The sequence below is a fragment of the Stutzerimonas sp. NM35 genome, from assembly GCF_054604355.1.
On sequence record NZ_CM137728.1, the window covers coordinates 1,492,125 to 1,511,059 of the forward strand.

An 18,935-nucleotide genomic window follows, 5' to 3' on the forward strand; every position below is an offset into this window, starting at 1 on the left:
CGTATTGCCTGGTGTTGCGGCTTTGAACCGAACTCTTGCAAGCGGATTGCAGCGGCTTTTGCGTTGGGCAAATGTTGTTGAAGTCCGATAGGACCAACAAAGAATGAATAATAAAAATACAGATTTCGACGTAATCATTGTCGGCGGCGGCACGAACGGCTTGTCAGCGGGCTGCTATCTGGGGCTGGAAGGCAAGAAGGTCTTAGTGCTTGAAGCCCTGGACAAAGTCGGCGGCATGGCTTCCTCGGGATACCTGATCCCCGAGGCGCCACAGCATCTCGTCCATCCCTGTGCGCTGGACATGATGTCGATGCGGGTTCACGCCCATGTTCCGAAGGAACTTGATCTCGAGCGGCATGGATTCAGGTCGATAGAGCTGGCGCCGGGTTATGTTTACCTGCATCCGGACGGCACGTCGCTGATCTTCTGGCGAGACCGTAACAAGACCGCTGCGGAGATCAAGCGTTACAGCGAGGCCGACGCAGCGGCTTTTCTCAAGTTCATGGATGTCATCGACATGTTCCTCGACATCGCGCTGCCGATGATGCGCGCCGACCCAGCCGAACTGAATTTGGGTGCCAAGTTTCAGGTGCTTGGCTCAGCGTTGAAGAACCGCAAACTCAAACCCGAGCTGATGGCGCTGATGACCGGCTCGGCCCATCAAGCCGCCCGTGAACGCTTCGAGCATCCCGTGACCATATCCGCGATGTGCGCGCTGACCGGCCTCGCTGGTGACATTAGCGCCGACGGTGGCGGTATCTATTACGCTTTGCTTGGCTTCCTTCATCGCTTCGGCGTCGGTCGTGTTCTGGGTGGCATGCAGCAACTGAGCAACGCTATGCAGGCACGGCTTGAAGAGCTCGGCGGTCAAGTACTGGTCAACGCATCGGTTGCCGAGATCGTATCGGTTGGTGGGCAGGTCAAGGGTGTGCGCCTGACTGATGGCCGCGAATTCACGGCGCGCGCGGTGATTGCCGGCTGTCATCCCAAAGTGGCGCTGGAAATGGTCAGCACGGGTGAGATTCCGTCCTACCTGTTGACACGTATCGCGATGGCACCGGCCAACGCCAAAGGCTCAGGTCCTTTGAAAGTGGACGTCGCCTTGAGCGGGCAAATATCTGTGCCTCGGTTTGAAGCTGTCAGGGGTGACGATGTCGACCTGCGCAAGACCTGCCTACTGATAGGAACCGAGGAGGCTGTGCTGGAGAACTTCGCAGCGTGCATGCGGGGTGAAGTGCCGACGCTTCCCTACATCACCATGGCAGCTCCCAGCGCGGCGGATCCGTCCCAGGCACCCGCCGGTCAGGACGTTCTATACATCTATCCGCCGGTGATGCCGGTCAATCCCCTGCAAGGATGGGACGCAATCCGAGAGCGGGTGGCAGATCAGGTCATCGATCAGGCTTCGGAATATGTCGAGGGGCTCAAGGACCAGATCATCGGTCGGCGAATCGAGGCAGCGCCTGACTTCACTGCGCGTTTGAATACGGTGAATGGCTGCGTCGTGCATATCGATACCACCACCATGCGCTCCAGCACCATGCGCCCTGCCCATGGGCTCGGCGGCAATACCTTGCCGGTGGCGGGGCTATACCTTGGCAGCGCCGGCATCCATCCGGGTGGCGGTGTAAACGGAATGGCCGGGCGTCTCGCGGCCAAACGTGTCGCCAAATACCTGGCTAAGGTAAGCAAGTAGCGGTCATCTCGTCGATATGCCGGGAGTCTTACGGCGCTGCCGGCTTCGCCGGGTCGCTACTGGGGCGCCAGGCCTTCACCGCCAGGTGCAACCGATATGCTCGCCAAGATGAAATCCGCCGAATGTTGTCTCCAGATCGCCATGCCGTCGGGTGAGGCGGTATCCAGCCCGGTCAGGGTCGACATCGAGTAACGATTGGTGAACCAGCCGGTGGTGACCAGCGCCGCTGTTGCCAGAAGCAGCCTTGGATTGATTCCCTTCCTGAAATGTCCTGTAGCGGCGCCGCGTTGGAGGATGTCATCGAGTTTCGCAATTAGCCCAGGGGCCAGCTCAAGGAAACGGTTGCGCGGTGTTTCGTGGGCATGGTGATACCGAATGCCCTCCAGTGCCAGCGCGCCGAGAAGGGGGTCGTGGCAGTACTGGTCAAAGAATCGGTTGAGCATCGTTCGCAGCGCAGCGGGCGGCGTCAATTGCTCGATTTCGAGGGCTACCAACTCGGACATGATGCTTTCAGACGATTCATCGAGCACCGCGACGAACAGGTTCTCCTTGGAGCCGTAGTAGTGATAGACCAGTTGCTTGGTGACACCGGCCTCCTGTGCAATGTTCTCCACTCTCGCGCCGCCAAGCCCTTTGCTGCCGAACTCGTTGCGCGCGGCAGCCAACAGTTTGTTCATCGTGTTGCGCTTGCCTGACTCGGCCGGCTCCGAACTCTTCACGTTCTTGTTCTCCTTATCGTGACGCTACATGAGGATGTGCGTTCGTTTGACCATGGGTCAAACGAATCGAAGGACGTATCGCGGCGAAGGCGCCTACCATCGATTGCAGTGCTCGTCTCGTGGTTTGGCTTGATGCTGATCCGAGTGAGCGACTAGCCGCGTGGCTTCCGAACCGGACATTTTTGGTGCGGTGGACAATAAAAACAAGAGACGCGTCATGCCATTCGAACCCCATCCGACCAGTGTTGACCGGAGCCTTTGCAGGTTCAGTCGAATTGGTTGCAGCGAAACCAGACAGTATGTTTTCACGCTCGCGATCAGCTCGGCGGTCTGCGCTGGTCTTGCGTATCGCTGTCCGGATTGCCGGTGGATTGGAACACATCGCGGCGACTCGCTTCCCTATTGATTCGATGTAAAAGGAGAGTTTTGATGAGCACCGAAAATACCGCGATGGACCTGGAAACCGCATACTCGGCGGTATCCGAAATGTACCGCGGCGCGGATCTGGACATCCACGCCCTCAGCCGGGAGATGCGCCACAACTCTCCCGTATACGAGGGTGATTTCGTGGCTCAGTTTGGTGTGCCGACGAACGCCGGGATGCAACAGGGCACACGCCCTACATTCGCCTTGTTCAAGTACAACGACGTGATGGCCGTCCTGCGGGACGGGGTCAGTTTCACCAGCGGATTCATCGCTGAAGGATTGGGCGCGTTCTTTGATGGCCTGATCATTCTCGCAATGGACGGTGAGCAGCATCGTCGGGTCCGCGCGCTGTTGCAGCCAGCCTTCATGCCGCAAACAGTGAACAAATGGCGCGACAAGATCGACTACGTGATCCGCCATCATTTTCTGGAGCCCATGGTCGAACACAAGCGCGCCGATTTGATGGACTTTGGTCTCAACTTTCCGATCCGCGAGATGTACTCCTTGATGGGCTTCCCTGATGGCGATCCCGAGAAGTACCGCCAGTACGCCGCCTGGGCATTGGCCATGGTCGGTGGCAACCAGATCGACCCCGCAAAAGCCCCTGAGGCCCGCCGCCAGGCCGGCATCGCGGTAAAGGCGCTATACGATGCGATCATGGAAGTAGTCGTCCAGCGCCGCGCCGCCGGTAGCGTGGGCGATGACCTGATCGGTCAGTTGCTGCGCGCCGAGCACGAGGGCCGGATGCTGGACGACCATGAGGTCACCACCTTTGTCCGCTCATTGTTGCCGGCCGCGGGGGAGACCACGACGCGCACTTTCAGCTCGGTGATCACGCTAATGATGACCACTCCGGGGCTGATCGACCGCATCCGCGCGGACCGCAACCTGATACCCAAGCTGATCGACGAAACCGTGCGCTATGAACCGGTGGCTACCTTCAAGGTTCGCGAGACGTCCAAGGACGTCGAAATCGGTGGTGTGCGGATTCCCAAGGGCTCGTTCGTTCAGTGCATGGTCGTGTCGGCCAATCGTGACGAAGATGCTTTCGAGAACCCTGATGTGTTCGATATCGATCGCAAAACCAAGCCGTCATTTGGCTTCGGGTTCGGCCCGCACATGTGCATTGGGCAGTTCGTGGCCAAGCTCGAGCTGACCTGTGCGATCAATGCGATTCTTGATCTTTTCCCCAATATCCGCCTCGACCCAAGCAAACCTGTGCCTGTGATCAGCGGTGCGCAGCTACGTGGCGTCTCTTCTATCCCGGTGATCTGGGACTGACCGCCGACTGCGCATATCACTTCAGCAAACAATAAAAAGAGGGAACCCATGAGAACGTTTAAGTCTATTCCAGAACGCGGCGATTTCGGCTTTCAGCAGTTGGTGGGTCCGCACAAGGTGACGGGTGCGGCGATGGCCGGTACCCGCGGTTTCTTTGGATTGCAACTGAGCAAGAGTTCGCCGTTCGGCTCGGTCCGTGACCAAGAGGGCAATATCTATTCGTTTGTCCGCTCGCTGATGGCGCCAAACGGTACACCGAATCCGACAAAGTTCCTCTACCTGAACAACCACGTGGACGGTAAGAACCTGCGCATGGATTTCGACAAGATGGCGCTGCAGGCCCTTACGCCCATTCCGGTCCAGACACTGGAAGGCGACACCGTGCGCTGGACCAACCAGCCGGGAGAGCAGGGCAATCACTGGGAAATTACCGCCAACAGCGAACGAATGACCTGGAAGGAAGATGGGCTGTTCCAGCTCGAAGGCCGCCTGCTCACCGGGCTGCAGTGGTATCTGCCAGGCGTGGAGTGGGGCACATTCTATGTCTCGCAACTGTGGGATGTGGCTGGCGTAGTCGAGGGCCGGCCGGTGAAAGGTGCCATCGCGCTCGATCAGTTTTACCTGGCCGAAGGCGGCGCGATCCACTTCAAGAAAGACTTGGTGGTAAACAACAACAAGCATGTGATCTGGTGGTCCTTCGTCACGGTGTACAAGGACGGCAGATGGGATGCCGGCTCGTTCATGGTTGGTCATGATCACCTCGGCTACGCCATTTTCAGCAATGAGAAGGGTGAAGTACGGGTCACCACCGACATCGAAGGCTTGGCCGTACACAAGGACGGTAGCTACTTTCTCAAGTCAGCCAAGGTCATTCTAGAGGGCACGGAAGAGTGGGAGTTTCTGCCGGACGAGAAGGGCGAAATGACCGACTTCGTTGGCGGTTTTCCGGTTACCGCGCAGCAGGAAGGGCGCTGGCGGCGGGTAGGCGATACTCGCGAGCCGTCGCACTGGCTGGGCTGGGGCGAATCGGACCGGCGCAATGGCTCGGCGCGTAACGTCTTTGGCGCTGATCTCTGATAGGAACCGGGTATCCGCGACGTAGACGTCGCGGATTGCGCGAGAACAACAATAATGAGGAACCACGATGAAATTTCGCGACAAAGTAGTGTTGATCACTGGCGCCGGACGCGGCATGGGACGCGCCATTGCCCTTGAATACGCCAAGCAGGGCGCCAAGGTCGTGGTATCGGCCCGGACCGCAAGGTATGGCGAAGAAACCGTCAAGCAGATCAACGCGCTGGGCGGCAGTGCCTGCCTGGTGGGTGGCGACATTGCGGATCGAGCGGCGATCAGATCGATGGTCGAGGGCGGCGTAGACGCATTTGGCTCGCTGGATATCGTGGTGCACTGCGCGGCTGATGCCCCTCATGGACTCATCGCCGAGATGACTGACGACAGCATCGACCGTCTCGTGCGCAGCAATGTTCAGTCCCTGTTCTGGCTGGCGAAGGATGCCGCACCGTATCTTTCCAAGGCGAAGGATAAAGGCCGCCTCATTTTCATTTCTTCCGGCGAAGCCAACCGAAAATACACGCCAATGTTGATCGGCTACGGTTCGAGCAAGGCGTTCATGAACGCCTTCGCGCGCGGCCTGGCGGTGGAGTTCGGGTCGTTGAATATCCTGGTCAACGTGGTCGAACCCGGCCTGGTCGGCACCGATCGGATGACCGAAGCGCTGGGCGAAGACTTGCCCCATAAACTGGCCGAACACTTTCCAGTGGCGCGCCTCGGGCAGTCCCTGGACATCGCCAACGCGGTGCTTTTTCTGACCTCCAACGAGGCCTCTTACATCACCGGCACGTCGCTGTTGGTCGACGGCGGTGCGACCATGGTCTCACTGCCGATCGATGAAATACTCAAAGGGCACTGACAAGCCGGTGAATAAGGTAGCGCAGTAATTTTCAACAATCCGCTAACCCATGCCGCGCATTCGGTGTGCGCTGAGTGCGCCAGGAGTCTCGTCATGACAGCCGAATCCCGTTCGCAGAGCTCGACAACCGATACCAATGAATTCAAGCAGGGTTGGCGCATCGTGCTGCTCGGTCTGGTAGGTATCTGCACCAGTATCACCGCCGCATTGCTCTATGGTTTTGGCACCATGGTCATTCCGCTAGAGCAGGCCTTTGGCTGGAGCCGGGGTGATCTGCAGGCATCCATTACATTCCTGTTTGCCGGGGTCGCCATTTCCACTCAACTGGTTGGCCCGCTGTATCGGCGCTTCGGGCTTCGACGGGTCGCCATCATTTCTATCGTGCTGCAAATCATCGGCTATTTCGCGATCACCCAAATCGAGGGTTCGATCGGCTGGTTGTACCTGGCTTTTTTCCTGATGCCGATCGTGTGTGCGGGCACCATCGCGATCACCTGGACTCAGTTGGTCAATCTGTGGTTTGAGCGTAACCGGGGGCTGGCGCTGGCCGTCATTCTTTGCGGGACTGGATTGATGGCAATGGTTCTGCCACCGTTGCTGGCGCGGCTCATTGCGGAGTACGGCTGGCAGGCCGGCTTTTTCGCGCTGGGTGCCATGCCGCTGCTGGCGACCTTACCACTGTCGCTGCTTTGGTTGCGCTTACCCTCGGAAACCACCGCCCGAAATCAGACTGGCGAGAAGAAAAGCACTGAACTGTCCGGTATGTCATACAAGCAAGCCCTGCGCTCCAGAACCTATTGGGGCTTCAACGTCGCGTTGATTATGTCGGTGTCGCTTACGGTCGGCATGGTCACCAATATCGTGCCGATGTTGCAAAGCACAGGCTTGAGCGCACAGACGGCTGCTCAGGTATTCGGCACCTTCGGCATCGCGATCATCGTCGGGCGGCTGCTGGTCGGCTATCTGCTGGACCGCTATTCGCCATCGCTCGTGGCCGCGATCAGCTTGGCCCTGCCGGCGGTTGGCTGCGCCATTTTTCTGTTTGCCGATGTCCAGAACGTACCGCTATTGGTGCTGGCCACGCTGACCATCGGGGCGAGCGCCGGAGCTGAGTTCGACCTGGCGGCGTTCCTGATGGCCCGCTATTTCGGGCTCAAAGACTACGCTCGCATATTCGGCTTGCACCTTGGGTTGATCACTATTGCCTCAGGCCTGGTGCCAATGTTTTTTGGTTACCTGTTCGAGCTTTATGGTGGTTACTCCGCTGTGCTGACGAGCTGCCTGGTCTTTGCGATTGTTGGCCCGTCGATTTTGCTCTGCTTGAGGATGGAGCCGGCATACCGCGGCCGGCAGCAGCAAACCGCCTGAAGCGACTGCCCGAGCTTGAACCATTACCGCGGGTAAAACCGCCCTTCATCGAAACGAGGAAATCAAATGAGTGACGAGGCAAAACAAGCTATCGAACACTTCCTGCATGGTCAGGTGGAGTGCTGGAACAATGGCGACAAGGAAGGTTTTTTCGAACATTACCGCAGTGTGACTCGTAGCGGTCTGAGCATCGAATTCGTCGGACGACCGCTGCCAACAGATTCCTGGGAAATCCTCGAAGGCATGTGGGCGCAGCAACAGCCGCGCTGCCGCATCGAAGTCAGGGAGACCATCATCAACGGTGAAGAGGCCGCGTGCTACCACTACAACGCAATGCGTAACGGCGATGGTGGTATCGAAACCATTGAGCTGTACCGTTTCGATGGCGGCAGGCTTTGGGTGCGTTATTTCATCAAGAATTGATGGAGTGTTTCCGGATGCAAAAAGGGTGCGATACGTCGCACCCTTTTTGCATCTTTCCACGTCCGGTGAGGTGTTTTCGGGTCCAGCGATGAAGGCCGGTACGCTAGCTTCAGTCTTCAGTCTTCAGTCTTTTTGCGCGAAGCCCAAAAGCCTTTTGCCAGTAGCAGTGGCAGGCAAAGGATGACGCGCAATCCGAGCAGCCGGGCGGCCTGCCAGCAGTCTTCCGGGTTGACTAGGATGGTGGTGGTCATGGCGCCCATGACCTTGCCCTTGATCACCAGTCGCTCACCGTCCCGCGTGATGGATTTGACGTCCATCATCTCCACGCCTTCTTTGCTGAACATTTTCATGCTGCGCTCGCTCCTGCCAGTGGGCTCAGGCACCGACCAGTTCGTCGAAGTCCAAGCCGGATTCCTCCAGCAGCACCCGCGCCACGTTGCGCCCGGAAGCCGCGGTGACGCCGCCGCCGGGGTGGGTGCTGGCGCCGGCCAGGTACAGACCTTCCACTGGCGATTTGTACTGGGCGTAGCCGGGGGCGGGGCGGTTGCCGGCGATCTGCCAGGAATAGGAGCCGAAATGCAGGATATCGGCGCCGATCATGGCGTTGTTGTGGCGTTCGATGTCCAACGGGGTCATCCAGGAGAAGCCGAGGATGTTGTCATCGTCCATGTTGGTGGTGAGCTTGCGCAGGTCGTCGAGGAAGGCGTGGGCCACCTCTTCGCCGATCTCGTCCCAGCGCTGGGCGCCGCCCTTGAGGTGGTAGGGGCAGAAGGCGTACATGTTGAGCACGCGACTGCCTTCCGGGGCGCGGGTCTTGTCGTAGGTGTCCTGGGTCACATAGGCGATGAAGTCGCGGCGTGGGATGCCATATTCCAGGTCGCGGAAGGCCCGGGCGAACTCCTCGGGGTCGGAATGCGAGCGCTCCACCCAGAAGAAGTCGTCCACCGCCGGGCCGACTTTGTAGCGCGGTGCCTCGCGCAGGGCGACGTGCATGTTGAACGGCTGGAAGCTGCTGTGCTTGAGGGTGCGGATGCGCTGCTCGAAGCCTTCGGGCAATTCGCAGCCGGGGACCATGGCGGGGAACACCTGCTTGGCGTGCAGGGTGGAGATCACGCCCTGGCGGGCGAGGATTTGCTCGCCGCTGTCGAGGATCACGCCGGTCGCCTTGCCGCCTTCGATCTTGAACTCTTTGATCGGCGCCTCGGTACGCACCTCGCCGCCATGGTGTTCCAGGCAGGCGCGCAGGGCGTCGGCGAAGGCGCCGGAACCGCCGACCGGGATGCCCACGCCGTAGCGGTGCATCAGCGGCAGGATGATGTAGAAGCCGAAGCCGGTGCCGTTGTCGAACGGGTTCATCATCGCCTCGGAGGCGTAGCGGGCCAGGGCGATCTTGACCTTGTCGTTCTCGAACCATTCGCAAATGTAGTCCCAGGCGCTCATCGCCTGGGTACGCATCAGTTCCTGGCCGACCTGGCTCTGCTCCATCATCAGCGCCTGGTGCGAGGCGCTCGGTGGCGTGTTGAACATGCCCATGACCAGCATGTCGAGGTTCTGGAACACCTGGTGGTTGAAGCGGCGGTAGGCGTCGGCGTCACGCTCGGAGAACTTGGCGATGGCCTGGCAGGTGCGCTCCAGGTCAGTATAGAACTCCAGGGTGCTGCCGTCGTCATAGAAGATCGCGGTCATGCGGTCGGGGTTGATGTACTGCAGGCCGAACTTCGCCTTCAGCTCCAGCTCGTCGTTGCGCAGCAGCGGGTTGGCCTGCAGCAGGGTGTGCGCCACCGAGCAGACGTCGTGCTTGAAGCCGGGAATGGTCAGTTCGCGGGTCATGACCCCGCCGCCGACCTTGTCGTTCTTCTCCACCACGCACACGCTGCGCCCGGCCTTGGCCAGGTAGCAGGCGGCGACCAGGCCGTTGTGGCCGCCACCGGCGATGACGATGTCGTAGGTCTTGCTCATCTTTTTGTCCTTTTTCTGTCGATGTTGGTGTTGGATTCGCGCGCTCAGTCGTCGGGGTAGCGCTCCACGGGCATGACGCTGGGGCCAAGGATCGGTCCGACCCGCTCATGGCCCCAGACGCTCAGGTGCTCGGGGTTCAGCTCGAAGCCGTCGTGGTGCCAGGGTTCCAGTTCGTGGATGCACTCCACCGCGAACCCGGAGGGGCTGAAGTGGTAGAAGGAAACGTGCGGGTCCTGACAGTGCTGGCCGAGGGTCATCTGCATCGGCAACTCGCGCTGGCGCACGATGTCGTAGGTTTCGCCGAGGTCGCGCAGGCTCTTGACGAACAGGCCGATGTGCTGCACGCCCTTCATGCCGGGGGCATGGCCGAAGGCGATGTCGTGGCTGGTCTTGTTGTTCAGCTTGGCGCGGAAGAAGCCGGTACGGCCCTTGCCGGCGCCCGCGCCGTACCAGTGGAAGCCCATCAGCTGGATGAAGAAGGCTTCCAGCTCGGGACCGTAGTCCGGCGTCATCAGGACGATATGGCCGACGCCACGCTCGTCGGCGACGAAACCGCCGTGAAGGCGGCCGGGAACGAACGAGCGCGGCGTCCATTTCTGTCCGTAGAAGAGTTCGTGCTGGTAGCCCGCCGGGCAGCGGAAGCGCACCAGTTCGCGCACCCCGCGTATCTCGCGCAAGGCGTCATCGCCGATTTCCAGGGCCACCCCGGCTGCGCGAAAGCGCGCCACGGCGGCGTCGAAGGCCTGCCGTCCGCGGGCTTCCCAGCCGATATAGGCGATGCGGTCGATGGGACCGGGGTGAAAGGCGATGCGGTGACGGCGGTCGTCGCTGCGCAGGTACAGTGAGTCGGGGTCGCCCGCCGGGGTGTTGCCCAGCCCCAGGCCGAGCACCTGCGGTGCGTACTCGTGCCAGGCGTTCAGGTTCGGGCTTTCGAAGCCCAGGTAGCCAATGCCGATGATGTCCATGCTGGCCTCGTGTCGTTGTCTTGAACCGTGCCCTCCCGGCCTTTGCCCGGGAGGGGCGCCTTGGCCTTTCCTACAACGCGGTCTGGGCGTCCGCCTGGGCGAACATCGCGTTGATGTCGCCGGAGGTCACCGGCTTGCCTTTCTCGCGCTTGGGCGCAGCCCCGCCCATGCCCAGTGCGGGCTCTATATTGACGTGCGTGGCCTGGGCGCGCAGCGCGCCGACCGTGCAGTTTTCCCGGCCGAGCAGGGGGAACGGGTCGTAGGAGAACTCACGCATGGCGTTGAGGTGGGTGACCTTGTGGATGGTCGCCTCGGGCAGCTTGCGCAGGCTTTCCCAGGCCACTTCCGGCGAATTCGGCCAGGTGCAGTCGGAGTGCGGGTAGTCGCATTCCCAGGTGACCATGTCCTCGCCCACGTCCGGCAGGTTGCGCAGGCCGAAATCGTCCTCGATGAAGCAGGTGATGATGTGCTTGCGGAAGATGTCGCTGGGCTTCTTGCCGCCGAAGTCGGCGTTGGTCCAGGCGTGGTGGTGGCGGTGGGTGAAGTCCGCGCGTTCCAGCAGGTAGGGAATCCAGCCGATGCCGCCTTCGGACAGGGCCATGCGCAGGTCGGGGAACTTCTTCCACATCGGCGCCCAGATCCAGTCGGCCGCCGAGTTGGCGATAGATATCGGCATGGAGGTGATCCAGGCGTCGATCGGCGACAGCTCGGAGGCGTGCTCGGCCTTGATGCCGGTGCCGATGTGGCAGCAGATCACCACCTTGTTGTCGGCGCAGGCTTTCCACAGCGGGTCCCAGTAGTCGCTGTGGATCGACGGGAAGCCGTGCAGCGCGGGGTTGTCGGACAGCGACAGGGCATGCACGCCGAGCTTCGCCAGGCGCCTGACCTCGGCGGCGGCGGCCTGCATGTCCCACCAGGGCACCAGCATCAGCGGGATGAAGCGTCCCGGCGCGACGTTGCACCAGTCGTGCAGGTGCCAGTCGTTGTAGGCCTGGATCGCCGCCAGGGACACGGCGCGGTCCGGGTGGTTCTGGAAGCGCTGGCCGGCGAAGCCGGGGAAGGTCGGGAAGCAGATCGAGCCGAGGATGCCGTTGGCGCTCATGTCGTCGACCCGGGCCTTGATGTCCCAGGTGCCGCGGCGCATGTGCTCGTAGCCCAGCGGCTCCATGCCGTATTCCTCCTTGGGCCGGCCGACCACCGAGTTGAGGCCCATGTAGCCGGTGGCCTGGCCTTCGAATACCCAGACGTCGCGACCGCCGTGCTGCTCGACGCGCGGCTGGCGACCCTTGAAGCGCTCCGGCATGTGGCGGTCGAAAGCCCCGGCCGGTTCGATGGCGTGGTCGTCCACGCTGACGAGGATCATGTCTTCGAGTTTCATCTGTTGTTGTTCTCCATGGTTGGCCGCAGTCACTGCGGCCATTGTCCAAGTGGGTCGATCAAAGGAAGATGCCGAGGTTCGGTGTGCCGATTACTACCTGATCCAGCATGATTTCCCGCCGCGCCAGTTTCAGTTGGCCGCTCTCGCGGCGCAGGATGTCCTGGCGTTCGCAGGGAATCAGGTTGAACGTGTCGAAATCGAAGCGGCTGCGGGTCACCAGCAGGTAGCTCAGCACCTTGTATTCATCGGCCTTGTCGGTGCCGAACACGCGGATATTGCTGACCAGGCGTTTGGTGCGCGACGGCGGATCCTCGCCCCAGGCGCTGCGGGTGTCGGTGATGCGCATGATGCGCACCATTAGCGAGGCATGGTTCTCGTGCAGGTGCTGGACGTTGCGCACCACGGTCTGCTGTTGCTGACGGTTGGGACGGGTCAGGCGCAGCGGTGCGTTGTACTCGATATCCTGGGTCAGGATTTCGCTCCACTCCTTGAGTTGCAGGGTGTCCAGCAGCTCCGCTTCGTCGTAGAGGAAGTCGACGATCTCGCTATGGAGCGGGCTGCCGCTGGCGATGCGCTTGCTGCGGTCGGTCGGCGGCAGGGGGGTGGGGGCGAGCAGGGTCTGTAAATCGTTCATGGTGGTCTCCGTGAAGCTGTGCGTGCCATCGGCCGCGCTGTGCAGCCGGGCAGGGTGTACAAGGGTGGGTGGTCAGGCCGTCATCAGCGCGTGCCAGTATTTCCACCACTGCCACTGGGTATCGTCCTTGGTAAAACCCTCGCCGACATAACCGGGGCCGGGCCAGTCGGCGGGCTTGGCGTCGTCTTCGTACAAGGCCTGATACTTGAGGGTGATGTCCTCGCTCATCGCCCCCTTGGCCGCCAGCGTCATGTGTGGCCAGGTGTCGGAGTCATCCTGTTCGACCATGCCGGAGGTGCCGAGCAACTGGATCGACTGGCGCAGCATGCGCGCCTTGATTTCCGGCGGGGTATCCTTCTCGGCGAGGATCCAGTTGACGAATTCCAGCTTGTCCGGTCCCTTGGGCACGTAGGCGTGCAGCGCCATGGCACCGAGCACGGTGCCGTCCGGCTGCGGCAGGTAGATAAACTCGAACAGGCCATTGGGGAAGAAGTTGCCCACCTGCGGCGGACGCCAGCTCATGACGTGCAACTGCTCCGGGCTGAAGCGCTTGAGCAGCTCCGGCACCATTTCCCGGGTAATGCCTGGCGGTGGCAGCAGGGTGAGTTTTTCTTCGGCGCTCATGGTTGACGGGTCGCGCCCGGTGAGGCGCTGGATTTTGCGGTCCAGTTCGATGCAGCGCATGGTATGCCCGTGTTCGGTCCAGACTTCGGTGCCATACATCTCCGGGCTGAGGTCGCCGCTTTTGCCGTCTGCATCCGGTTTTTTGGTGTAGGGGCCGACCTCGGCGAGCCAGCGGTGCAGGGTCAGGACGTGAAAGCCGTCCGAGGCAGACTGCTCGCAAGCGGTCTTCCAATTGGCACGAATAGTGAAGCGCTGCGGCGGGCCTAGCACTTCCATGCCGGCGGTGGTGCGGCACCAAAGGGTGTCGAAATACCACTTGGCATCGCCGAGAAAGTCCTCGAACGACGGACCGTCGATATTGAAAGTGGCGAAGATCAGACCACCGTAGACGGACACACGAGCCTTATGCAAACCGAGTTCGGCCTTCGTGCGCATTTTGCCGTGCATGCACTCTTTCTCCATCGGTGCGGCGATGAAGTCGCCGTTGGGCCTGAAGGTCCAACCGTGGTAGATACATACATGGGCTGCGGCATTACCGCCGTCGAGGGTGGAAATCCTCATACCGCGGTGGGGGCAGACGTTCAAGGAGACATGGATCTGCTCGTCACTGGAGCGGGCGACGATCACCGAGTCGGAGCCCATGTCGCGGACGATGAAGTCGCCCTTGTTCGGGATCTCGGTTTCGTGGCCGAGAAAGACCCAGGTCTTGGCGAAGATTTTCTTCATTTCAAGGGCATAAAGCTCGGGGTCGGACAGGGTCCGCATTTTCACTTCATGCTTTTCGAGATCGATGAGGTCCGAGATTTTCGTACCGTCGCTCAGGATGGGGTTCGTGTTGGTCATGCGTGCTCTCCCATAGTTTGTTTTTATTCTTGGCTGCACAGAAATGCATAAAAGTGTGCAACTTGTTCGTGAGTATCCTCGTCGAATCCGATTTTTGAATTGACCTGGATCAATAAACGTGTCGGCTGTTGGCGAGCGCTCGATTGGAGCCGCTGTTCATTTCGCCAACTCCCTGGAACGCCACCGGCAGCAGTCGGTCCAGGCTTGGTTTGCGCTGTGCAAATCGTTCGCTTGGACGGCTAGACCTCTCTCGTACCCAAAGAAACAGGGCTTATCACAGCCCTTGCGCCTGACCCGGTGGCTGTCGCCAATGCATTGTTTGCCGACTATCTCCGGCAGACTGACAATCCGAGCGTGAAGGGCGGGTTAAGCGCCGCTGCCAACACAAAGTTGGACGGTTTTTATAATTGTGTGCCTATTTTTCGGCTACAGTTAAATCGACCACAACAATAAGAAGGCGGACTGCGTGGAACTCAAATTGGATGGAAAGGTGGCGTTGGTGACGGGCGGGACGACCGGCATCGGTCTGGCGGGCGCGCTGGGGTTAGCTGGAGAAGGCGCGAGAGTGGTGGTTTCCGGACGGCGGGTGGAGGTTGGCGAACATGCCGTGGCGAGAATTCGTGAGGCTGGCGGCGAGGCGGAATTCGTTCAGGCCGATGTCAGCCGCAGTACCGAGGTGCAGGCGCTAATTGAGCGGACGCTGGCGCTGTGGGGACGTCTGGATGTGCTGGTCAACTGTGCCGGCATCGAAGGTACGCCCTTCGTTCCGGTAGCGGACTATGCCGAGGCGGACTGGGATCGAGTCATCGACGTCAATCTGAAAGGCACCTGGCTTTGCATGAAGCATGCGATTCCTTTTCTACTCAAACAGGAAGGCGCGGCGATCGTGAATATCTCTTCCGTTGGCGGGGTCAATGGCGGCTCGCTGGGAGTTGCCTACCATGCTAGTAAGCATGGCATTCTCGGAATCACCCGCTGTGCAGCCATCGAATATGGCGCCAAGGGTCTGCGCGTCAATGCCATTGCGCCGGGTATATTCGCTACCGAGATGTCTGACCGGTTGTTTCCAGGAGAGGGTAAATACGATGCCGTGGCACAAACCAATCCGATGAAGCGTTGGGGTCGCCTGAAGGAAGTGGCCGGTGCGATCGTCTGGTTGTGCTCGCCGAGTGCTGGCTATGTCAATGGACACACACTCGCTGTCGATGGTGGCTTTCTGATTCAGCGAGATTCAGCGGCTCAGCGCACCAGTAGCGGCCGACACTGGTGTCGCCTGCGAAGGAATACCACCAGCATGAATCCGATACCTGAAAGCAGCGCGGAGCCGAGAAACACTTGGCCAAGGCCCAAGCTGGCTGCAGCGAGGCCCATCAAGGGACCTGCCAACCCGACAGCCAGGTCGAAGAACAACGAAAGCGCGCTCAATGCGGAGTTGCGATTGGCGTCTGGCGTACGCGCCAGGGTTTCTACGGCCAGTCCGGGATAAACCCAGGACACTCCCACGCCGGTCAGCGAGGCTCCAAAAATAGCTAGCTCGGGCGACGAAGCCAACCAGACGAGCAGTAGCCCCAACCCCTGTACCAGCAGACAAACCGTCACGACTGGGTAGCCACCGAAACGTACCACCACGTTGGGCGTGATGAGCCGGGCGACGATGAAAGCGGCACCGAAGCCAGTCAGGCACCAGGCGGCATTGGCCCAGCCGAGGCTGTCGAAATACAGGGCGATGAAGGCGGTCAGGCTGCCAAAGCCGGCCGAACTGCATGCCAATGCCAAGCCGTTGGGCGTCACCGACCAGAACACGTCGAAAAAGGGCAGCCGTTCGCCACGCAACAGCGGCGCTGGGCGTCTAACTGCCGCCAGGAGCAGCGCAAGCAGGCCGAGCATGACAATGCACAGCCCGATGCTGGCCAGATTGAATTGATCGCTGATCAATACTCCCAAAGGCGCGCCGACGGCGATACCGCCATAGGCGGCGATGCCGTTCCAGGACATCACCCGTGCGGTATGCGCCTTGCCATGCAAACCGATGGCCCAAGTGCAGCAGGGCGTGGAAATCATGGCTGAAACGATGCCCTGGATAATGCGAGCGCCGATCAGGATCGAGACACTGAGCGAGGGCGAGGCGTGCATAACAATCGCCAGCGTGGTCAGTACGCCGCAAAGCGCAAGGCCGGTCAGCCCGACGATGACAGCCCATTTCGCGCCGAAGCGATCGGCCAGCACTCCGGCCAGTGGTCGTGACAGCAGAGTTGACACGTACTGCGTGCCGATGACGATGCCTGCCCAGACAGTACCAAATCCCAGGTCGTTGAGAACGAAGCCGGGCAGCACGGCCAGAGGCAGTCCATTGGCTACGTAGGACATGAAGTTGAAGCAGACAATGAAAATGATCGACAAGTTGAGCCGCGTGGAGGTTGTAGTTCCGGTATCCAAAGCGGCTTGCTCCTGAGGTGGACGACGCTGGCCTTTACCCCTGAGGAAGAAGGGTACCGAGCGAACCTGTGCGTCCGCTCGAGCATGCTGGCTCCGTTTCGGCTAGGAAGCGCCGTCAGATGAAGCGGACAAGTCACGCCATTGTTCGATTTCTTCTTTCACCTTGTCGAGCTTGCTGGTGAACGCTTCATAAGCGCCGGATCCCGCGACGTAGCGGAGCGGCGGCTTTTCCGCGCTTGCCAGCTGCACGAGCGCTTCGCCCAGCTTGGCTGGATTGCCTGTCTGGCGATGGTTGTTGGCGGCTGAGCCTGCCTTGATCTTCGCGGTAAACGTTGCGTAGTCCTCAAGCCCATTGGCGCCGAAAGCCGCGGAGCTTGGGTCAAGGAAATCCGTACGGAATACGCCAGGCTCGACCAGCGTAACCTTGATGCCAAACTGGCTGACTTCTTGAGCCAGCGATTCGGAAAATCCTTCCACTGCGAACTTGGAGGCGCAGTACAACGCCGCGCCTCCCATGGCGACCAAACCAGCGACTGACGACACATTGAAGATATGGCCGCTGCGCTGCTCACGCATGATCGGCAAAGCGGCTCGGCATACGTTGAACACGCCAAAGACATTGGTGGCGAACTGCCGCTCGGCATCGCCAGGTGTATTTTCTTCGAAGGGTGCAAGTTGCCCATAACCGGCATTGTTGACCAGCACATCGATGCGTCCAAAACGCGTAACGGCAGCCTCAACCGCCGCTATCGCTTGGTCCTCCCGGGTAACGTCAAGCTCCACCGCAAGCGCTCTTTCGGGGGCTTGCGCGACGAACTTATCCAGCTGTTCGAGCCGGCGTGCGCAGACCACTACATTATCGCCAGCAGTGAGCGTGGCCTGAGCAATCGCCGCGCCGAGGCCGCGAGAAGCGCCGGTAATGAACCAGGTTCTGCTCATTTCATATTCCTTGAGTAATGGTCAGCGTCTGTGCGCCATCCCGGCTCAGTCGCGATTGGCCGCTTCCCAGGCTTTCAGATCGAAGCCTTCGGCAGCTGCTGTCTGTGGGGTGAGCTTGGGCGGCCGGGCAAGAATCTTGCGTGCCGCCATGTGATCGCCCATGCGATTGCAGGACTCAACTGCGACCAGATGTTGATTGCGGAAACACAGCACCGATACTTCACGCGCCTCGATCGAGCCTAGAACCACAGTGCTGTCATAACCGGTCGAGAGCCCGGCGATCTGCAACTTTAGGTTGCCCTGATCTGTCCAGAACCACGGTAAGGCGGAGTAGGGCGCGGGCTTGCCCATCAGTCGCGCCGCAATGCAGCGACCCTGATCGACGGCGTTCTGCACCGACTCGAGCCGGGTCGGCTGTTCATCGTTGTGCAGGCAGGGGAAGCAAGCGGCATCGCCAAGGGCGGAAATCTGCGGGTCTACGGTGAGCAGGTTGGCGTCGACCTTGATGCCGTTTTCGATCTGCAAGCCTGCTTCGGTCGCCAGTTGAACGTTGGGGATCACGCCGATGCCGAAGACCACGAGGTCGGCCGGCAGCGTACGGCCATCGGAGGTTTCTACCGCGCATACCCGTCCGTTGTCCCCGACGACGCGTGCCAAGCCCTGACGAAAGTCAAAATGGACACCCCAATTCTCATGCGCATCCCGGAATACCTCCGACATTTCTCGCGACAGCGCGCGAGCCATGGGACGATCCCCCAGTTCCAGCACATGCACGGTAGCGCCTAGGGCTGCTGCGACTGCTGCGAATTCGAGGCCGATAAAGCCGGCGCCAACCACGACGACATTTCGCGCTTCCTTTACCAGCGGCGCCAGCACATCAGCATCGGCCTTGGCCTTGATGCCGAAAACACCCTCCAGTTCGGCACCAGGAACGGGCAGCGGACGATTGTGCGCGCCGGTGGCAAGCACCAGATGGTCGTAGGTGGCAACGGCGCCGGAAGCGAGCAATACCCTGCGGTTCAAACGGTCTATCGCCGTGGCCTGGTCATGCAACAGCTCGATACGTTGAGTGTCGAAGAATTCGGCAGGACGGAAGAGCAGACTCGTCTCGGTGATCTTGCCGAGCAGGTAGGCCTTGGACAGAGGCGGCCGCTGATAGGGCAGGCCTGGCTCATCACCGATTAGGGTGATTTTTCCGTCATAGCCTTCCTGACGCAGCGAGGCAGCTACCTGAAAGCCGGCGTGGCCGGCACCGATGATCACTACCGAGGCGAGTGACATAAGACCTCCTTGAATTACGCTAGCATTCGGCGC

The 18,935-nt window shown here is 60.5% G+C and carries 16 protein-coding genes and 1 pseudogene; 7 read left to right on the plus strand and 10 right to left on the minus strand.

What is annotated here, in order from left to right; all coding sequences use genetic code 11:
* The first annotated feature begins 103 nt into the window (after positions 1–103).
* Positions 104–1,696, plus strand: a complete 1,593-nt coding sequence (locus ACYCFC_RS07040; RefSeq protein WP_312842109.1) for a phytoene desaturase family protein — start codon at positions 104–106, stop codon at positions 1,694–1,696.
* 56 nt (positions 1,697–1,752) lie between these two features.
* Here ACYCFC_RS07040 and ACYCFC_RS07045 read toward each other — a convergent pair whose 3' ends face one another.
* Positions 1,753–2,415 (minus strand): TetR/AcrR family transcriptional regulator, encoded by a 663-nt coding sequence (locus tag ACYCFC_RS07045; RefSeq protein WP_312842110.1) that lies wholly within the window; start codon positions 2,413–2,415, stop codon positions 1,753–1,755.
* Positions 2,416–2,844: 429 nt separating this feature from the next.
* On the opposite strand from ACYCFC_RS07045, the gene ACYCFC_RS07050 reads away from it, so the two are divergent.
* The 5 genes from ACYCFC_RS07050 (at position 2,845) to ACYCFC_RS07070 (ending at position 7,843) form a co-directional block, all read left to right on the plus strand.
* Positions 2,845–4,122, plus strand: a complete 1,278-nt coding sequence (locus ACYCFC_RS07050) for a cytochrome P450 (protein ID WP_312842111.1) — start codon at positions 2,845–2,847, stop codon at positions 4,120–4,122.
* Positions 4,123–4,170: 48 nt separating this feature from the next.
* On the plus strand, positions 4,171–5,199 hold the full coding sequence (locus ACYCFC_RS07055; RefSeq protein WP_312842112.1) for a hypothetical protein: 1,029 nt from the start codon (positions 4,171–4,173) through the stop codon (positions 5,197–5,199).
* 67 nt (positions 5,200–5,266) lie between these two features.
* Positions 5,267–6,052, plus strand: coding sequence for an SDR family NAD(P)-dependent oxidoreductase (locus ACYCFC_RS07060; protein ID WP_312842113.1), 786 nt, complete (start codon positions 5,267–5,269; stop codon positions 6,050–6,052).
* 93 nt (positions 6,053–6,145) lie between these two features.
* A complete protein-coding gene (locus ACYCFC_RS07065; RefSeq protein ID WP_459653522.1) occupies positions 6,146–7,420 on the plus strand; it encodes an MFS transporter in 1,275 nt (424 codons plus the stop codon).
* A 66-nt stretch (positions 7,421–7,486) separates the two neighbouring features.
* Positions 7,487–7,843, plus strand: a complete 357-nt coding sequence (locus tag ACYCFC_RS07070) for a nuclear transport factor 2 family protein (protein WP_312170168.1) — start codon at positions 7,487–7,489, stop codon at positions 7,841–7,843.
* A gap of 116 nt (positions 7,844–7,959) precedes the next feature.
* Here the strand turns inward: ACYCFC_RS07070 and ACYCFC_RS07075 are convergent, their stop codons facing one another.
* The 6 genes from ACYCFC_RS07075 to ACYCFC_RS07100 all read right to left on the minus strand — a co-directional run bounded on the left by ACYCFC_RS07075 (position 7,960) and on the right by ACYCFC_RS07100 (position 14,246).
* Positions 7,960–8,193 (minus strand): hypothetical protein, encoded by a 234-nt coding sequence (locus ACYCFC_RS07075; RefSeq protein WP_312170170.1) that lies wholly within the window; start codon positions 8,191–8,193, stop codon positions 7,960–7,962.
* 25 nt (positions 8,194–8,218) lie between these two features.
* Positions 8,219–9,802 (minus strand): phytoene desaturase family protein, encoded by a 1,584-nt coding sequence (locus ACYCFC_RS07080; protein ID WP_459653523.1) that lies wholly within the window; start codon positions 9,800–9,802, stop codon positions 8,219–8,221.
* Positions 9,803–9,846: 44 nt separating this feature from the next.
* Positions 9,847–10,767 carry a VOC family protein gene (locus ACYCFC_RS07085; RefSeq protein WP_459653524.1) on the minus strand — a complete coding sequence of 307 codons (921 nt, stop codon included), beginning with the start codon at positions 10,765–10,767 and terminating at the stop codon, positions 9,847–9,849.
* Between the two features lie 70 nt (positions 10,768–10,837).
* Positions 10,838–12,145, minus strand: coding sequence for an amidohydrolase family protein (locus tag ACYCFC_RS07090; RefSeq protein ID WP_459653525.1), 1,308 nt, complete (start codon positions 12,143–12,145; stop codon positions 10,838–10,840).
* A gap of 58 nt (positions 12,146–12,203) precedes the next feature.
* Entirely contained in the window at positions 12,204–12,779 is a 576-nt protein-coding gene (locus tag ACYCFC_RS07095) for a 3-phenylpropionate/cinnamic acid dioxygenase subunit beta (RefSeq protein ID WP_459653526.1), read from the minus strand.
* Between the two features lie 72 nt (positions 12,780–12,851).
* Positions 12,852–14,246, minus strand: a complete 1,395-nt coding sequence (locus ACYCFC_RS07100; RefSeq protein WP_459653527.1) for an aromatic ring-hydroxylating dioxygenase subunit alpha — start codon at positions 14,244–14,246, stop codon at positions 12,852–12,854.
* Positions 14,247–14,736: 490 nt separating this feature from the next.
* Here ACYCFC_RS07100 and ACYCFC_RS07105 point away from each other — a divergent pair.
* Positions 14,737–15,453 (plus strand): annotated as a pseudogene (locus ACYCFC_RS07105) (SDR family NAD(P)-dependent oxidoreductase); the annotation flags it as partial.
* Positions 15,454–15,485: 32 nt separating this feature from the next.
* Here the strand turns inward: ACYCFC_RS07105 and ACYCFC_RS07110 are convergent.
* From ACYCFC_RS07110 to ACYCFC_RS07120, 3 genes are all read right to left on the minus strand, one after another.
* On the minus strand, positions 15,486–16,682 hold the full coding sequence (locus ACYCFC_RS07110) for an MFS transporter (RefSeq protein ID WP_459653528.1): 1,197 nt from the start codon (positions 16,680–16,682) through the stop codon (positions 15,486–15,488).
* A 102-nt stretch (positions 16,683–16,784) separates the two neighbouring features.
* Positions 16,785–17,621 (minus strand): oxidoreductase, encoded by an 837-nt coding sequence (locus ACYCFC_RS07115; RefSeq protein ID WP_459653529.1) that lies wholly within the window; start codon positions 17,619–17,621, stop codon positions 16,785–16,787.
* A gap of 45 nt (positions 17,622–17,666) precedes the next feature.
* A complete protein-coding gene (locus ACYCFC_RS07120) occupies positions 17,667–18,902 on the minus strand; it encodes an NAD(P)/FAD-dependent oxidoreductase (protein ID WP_313240987.1) in 1,236 nt (411 codons plus the stop codon).
* Between the last annotated feature and the right edge of the window lie 33 nt (positions 18,903–18,935).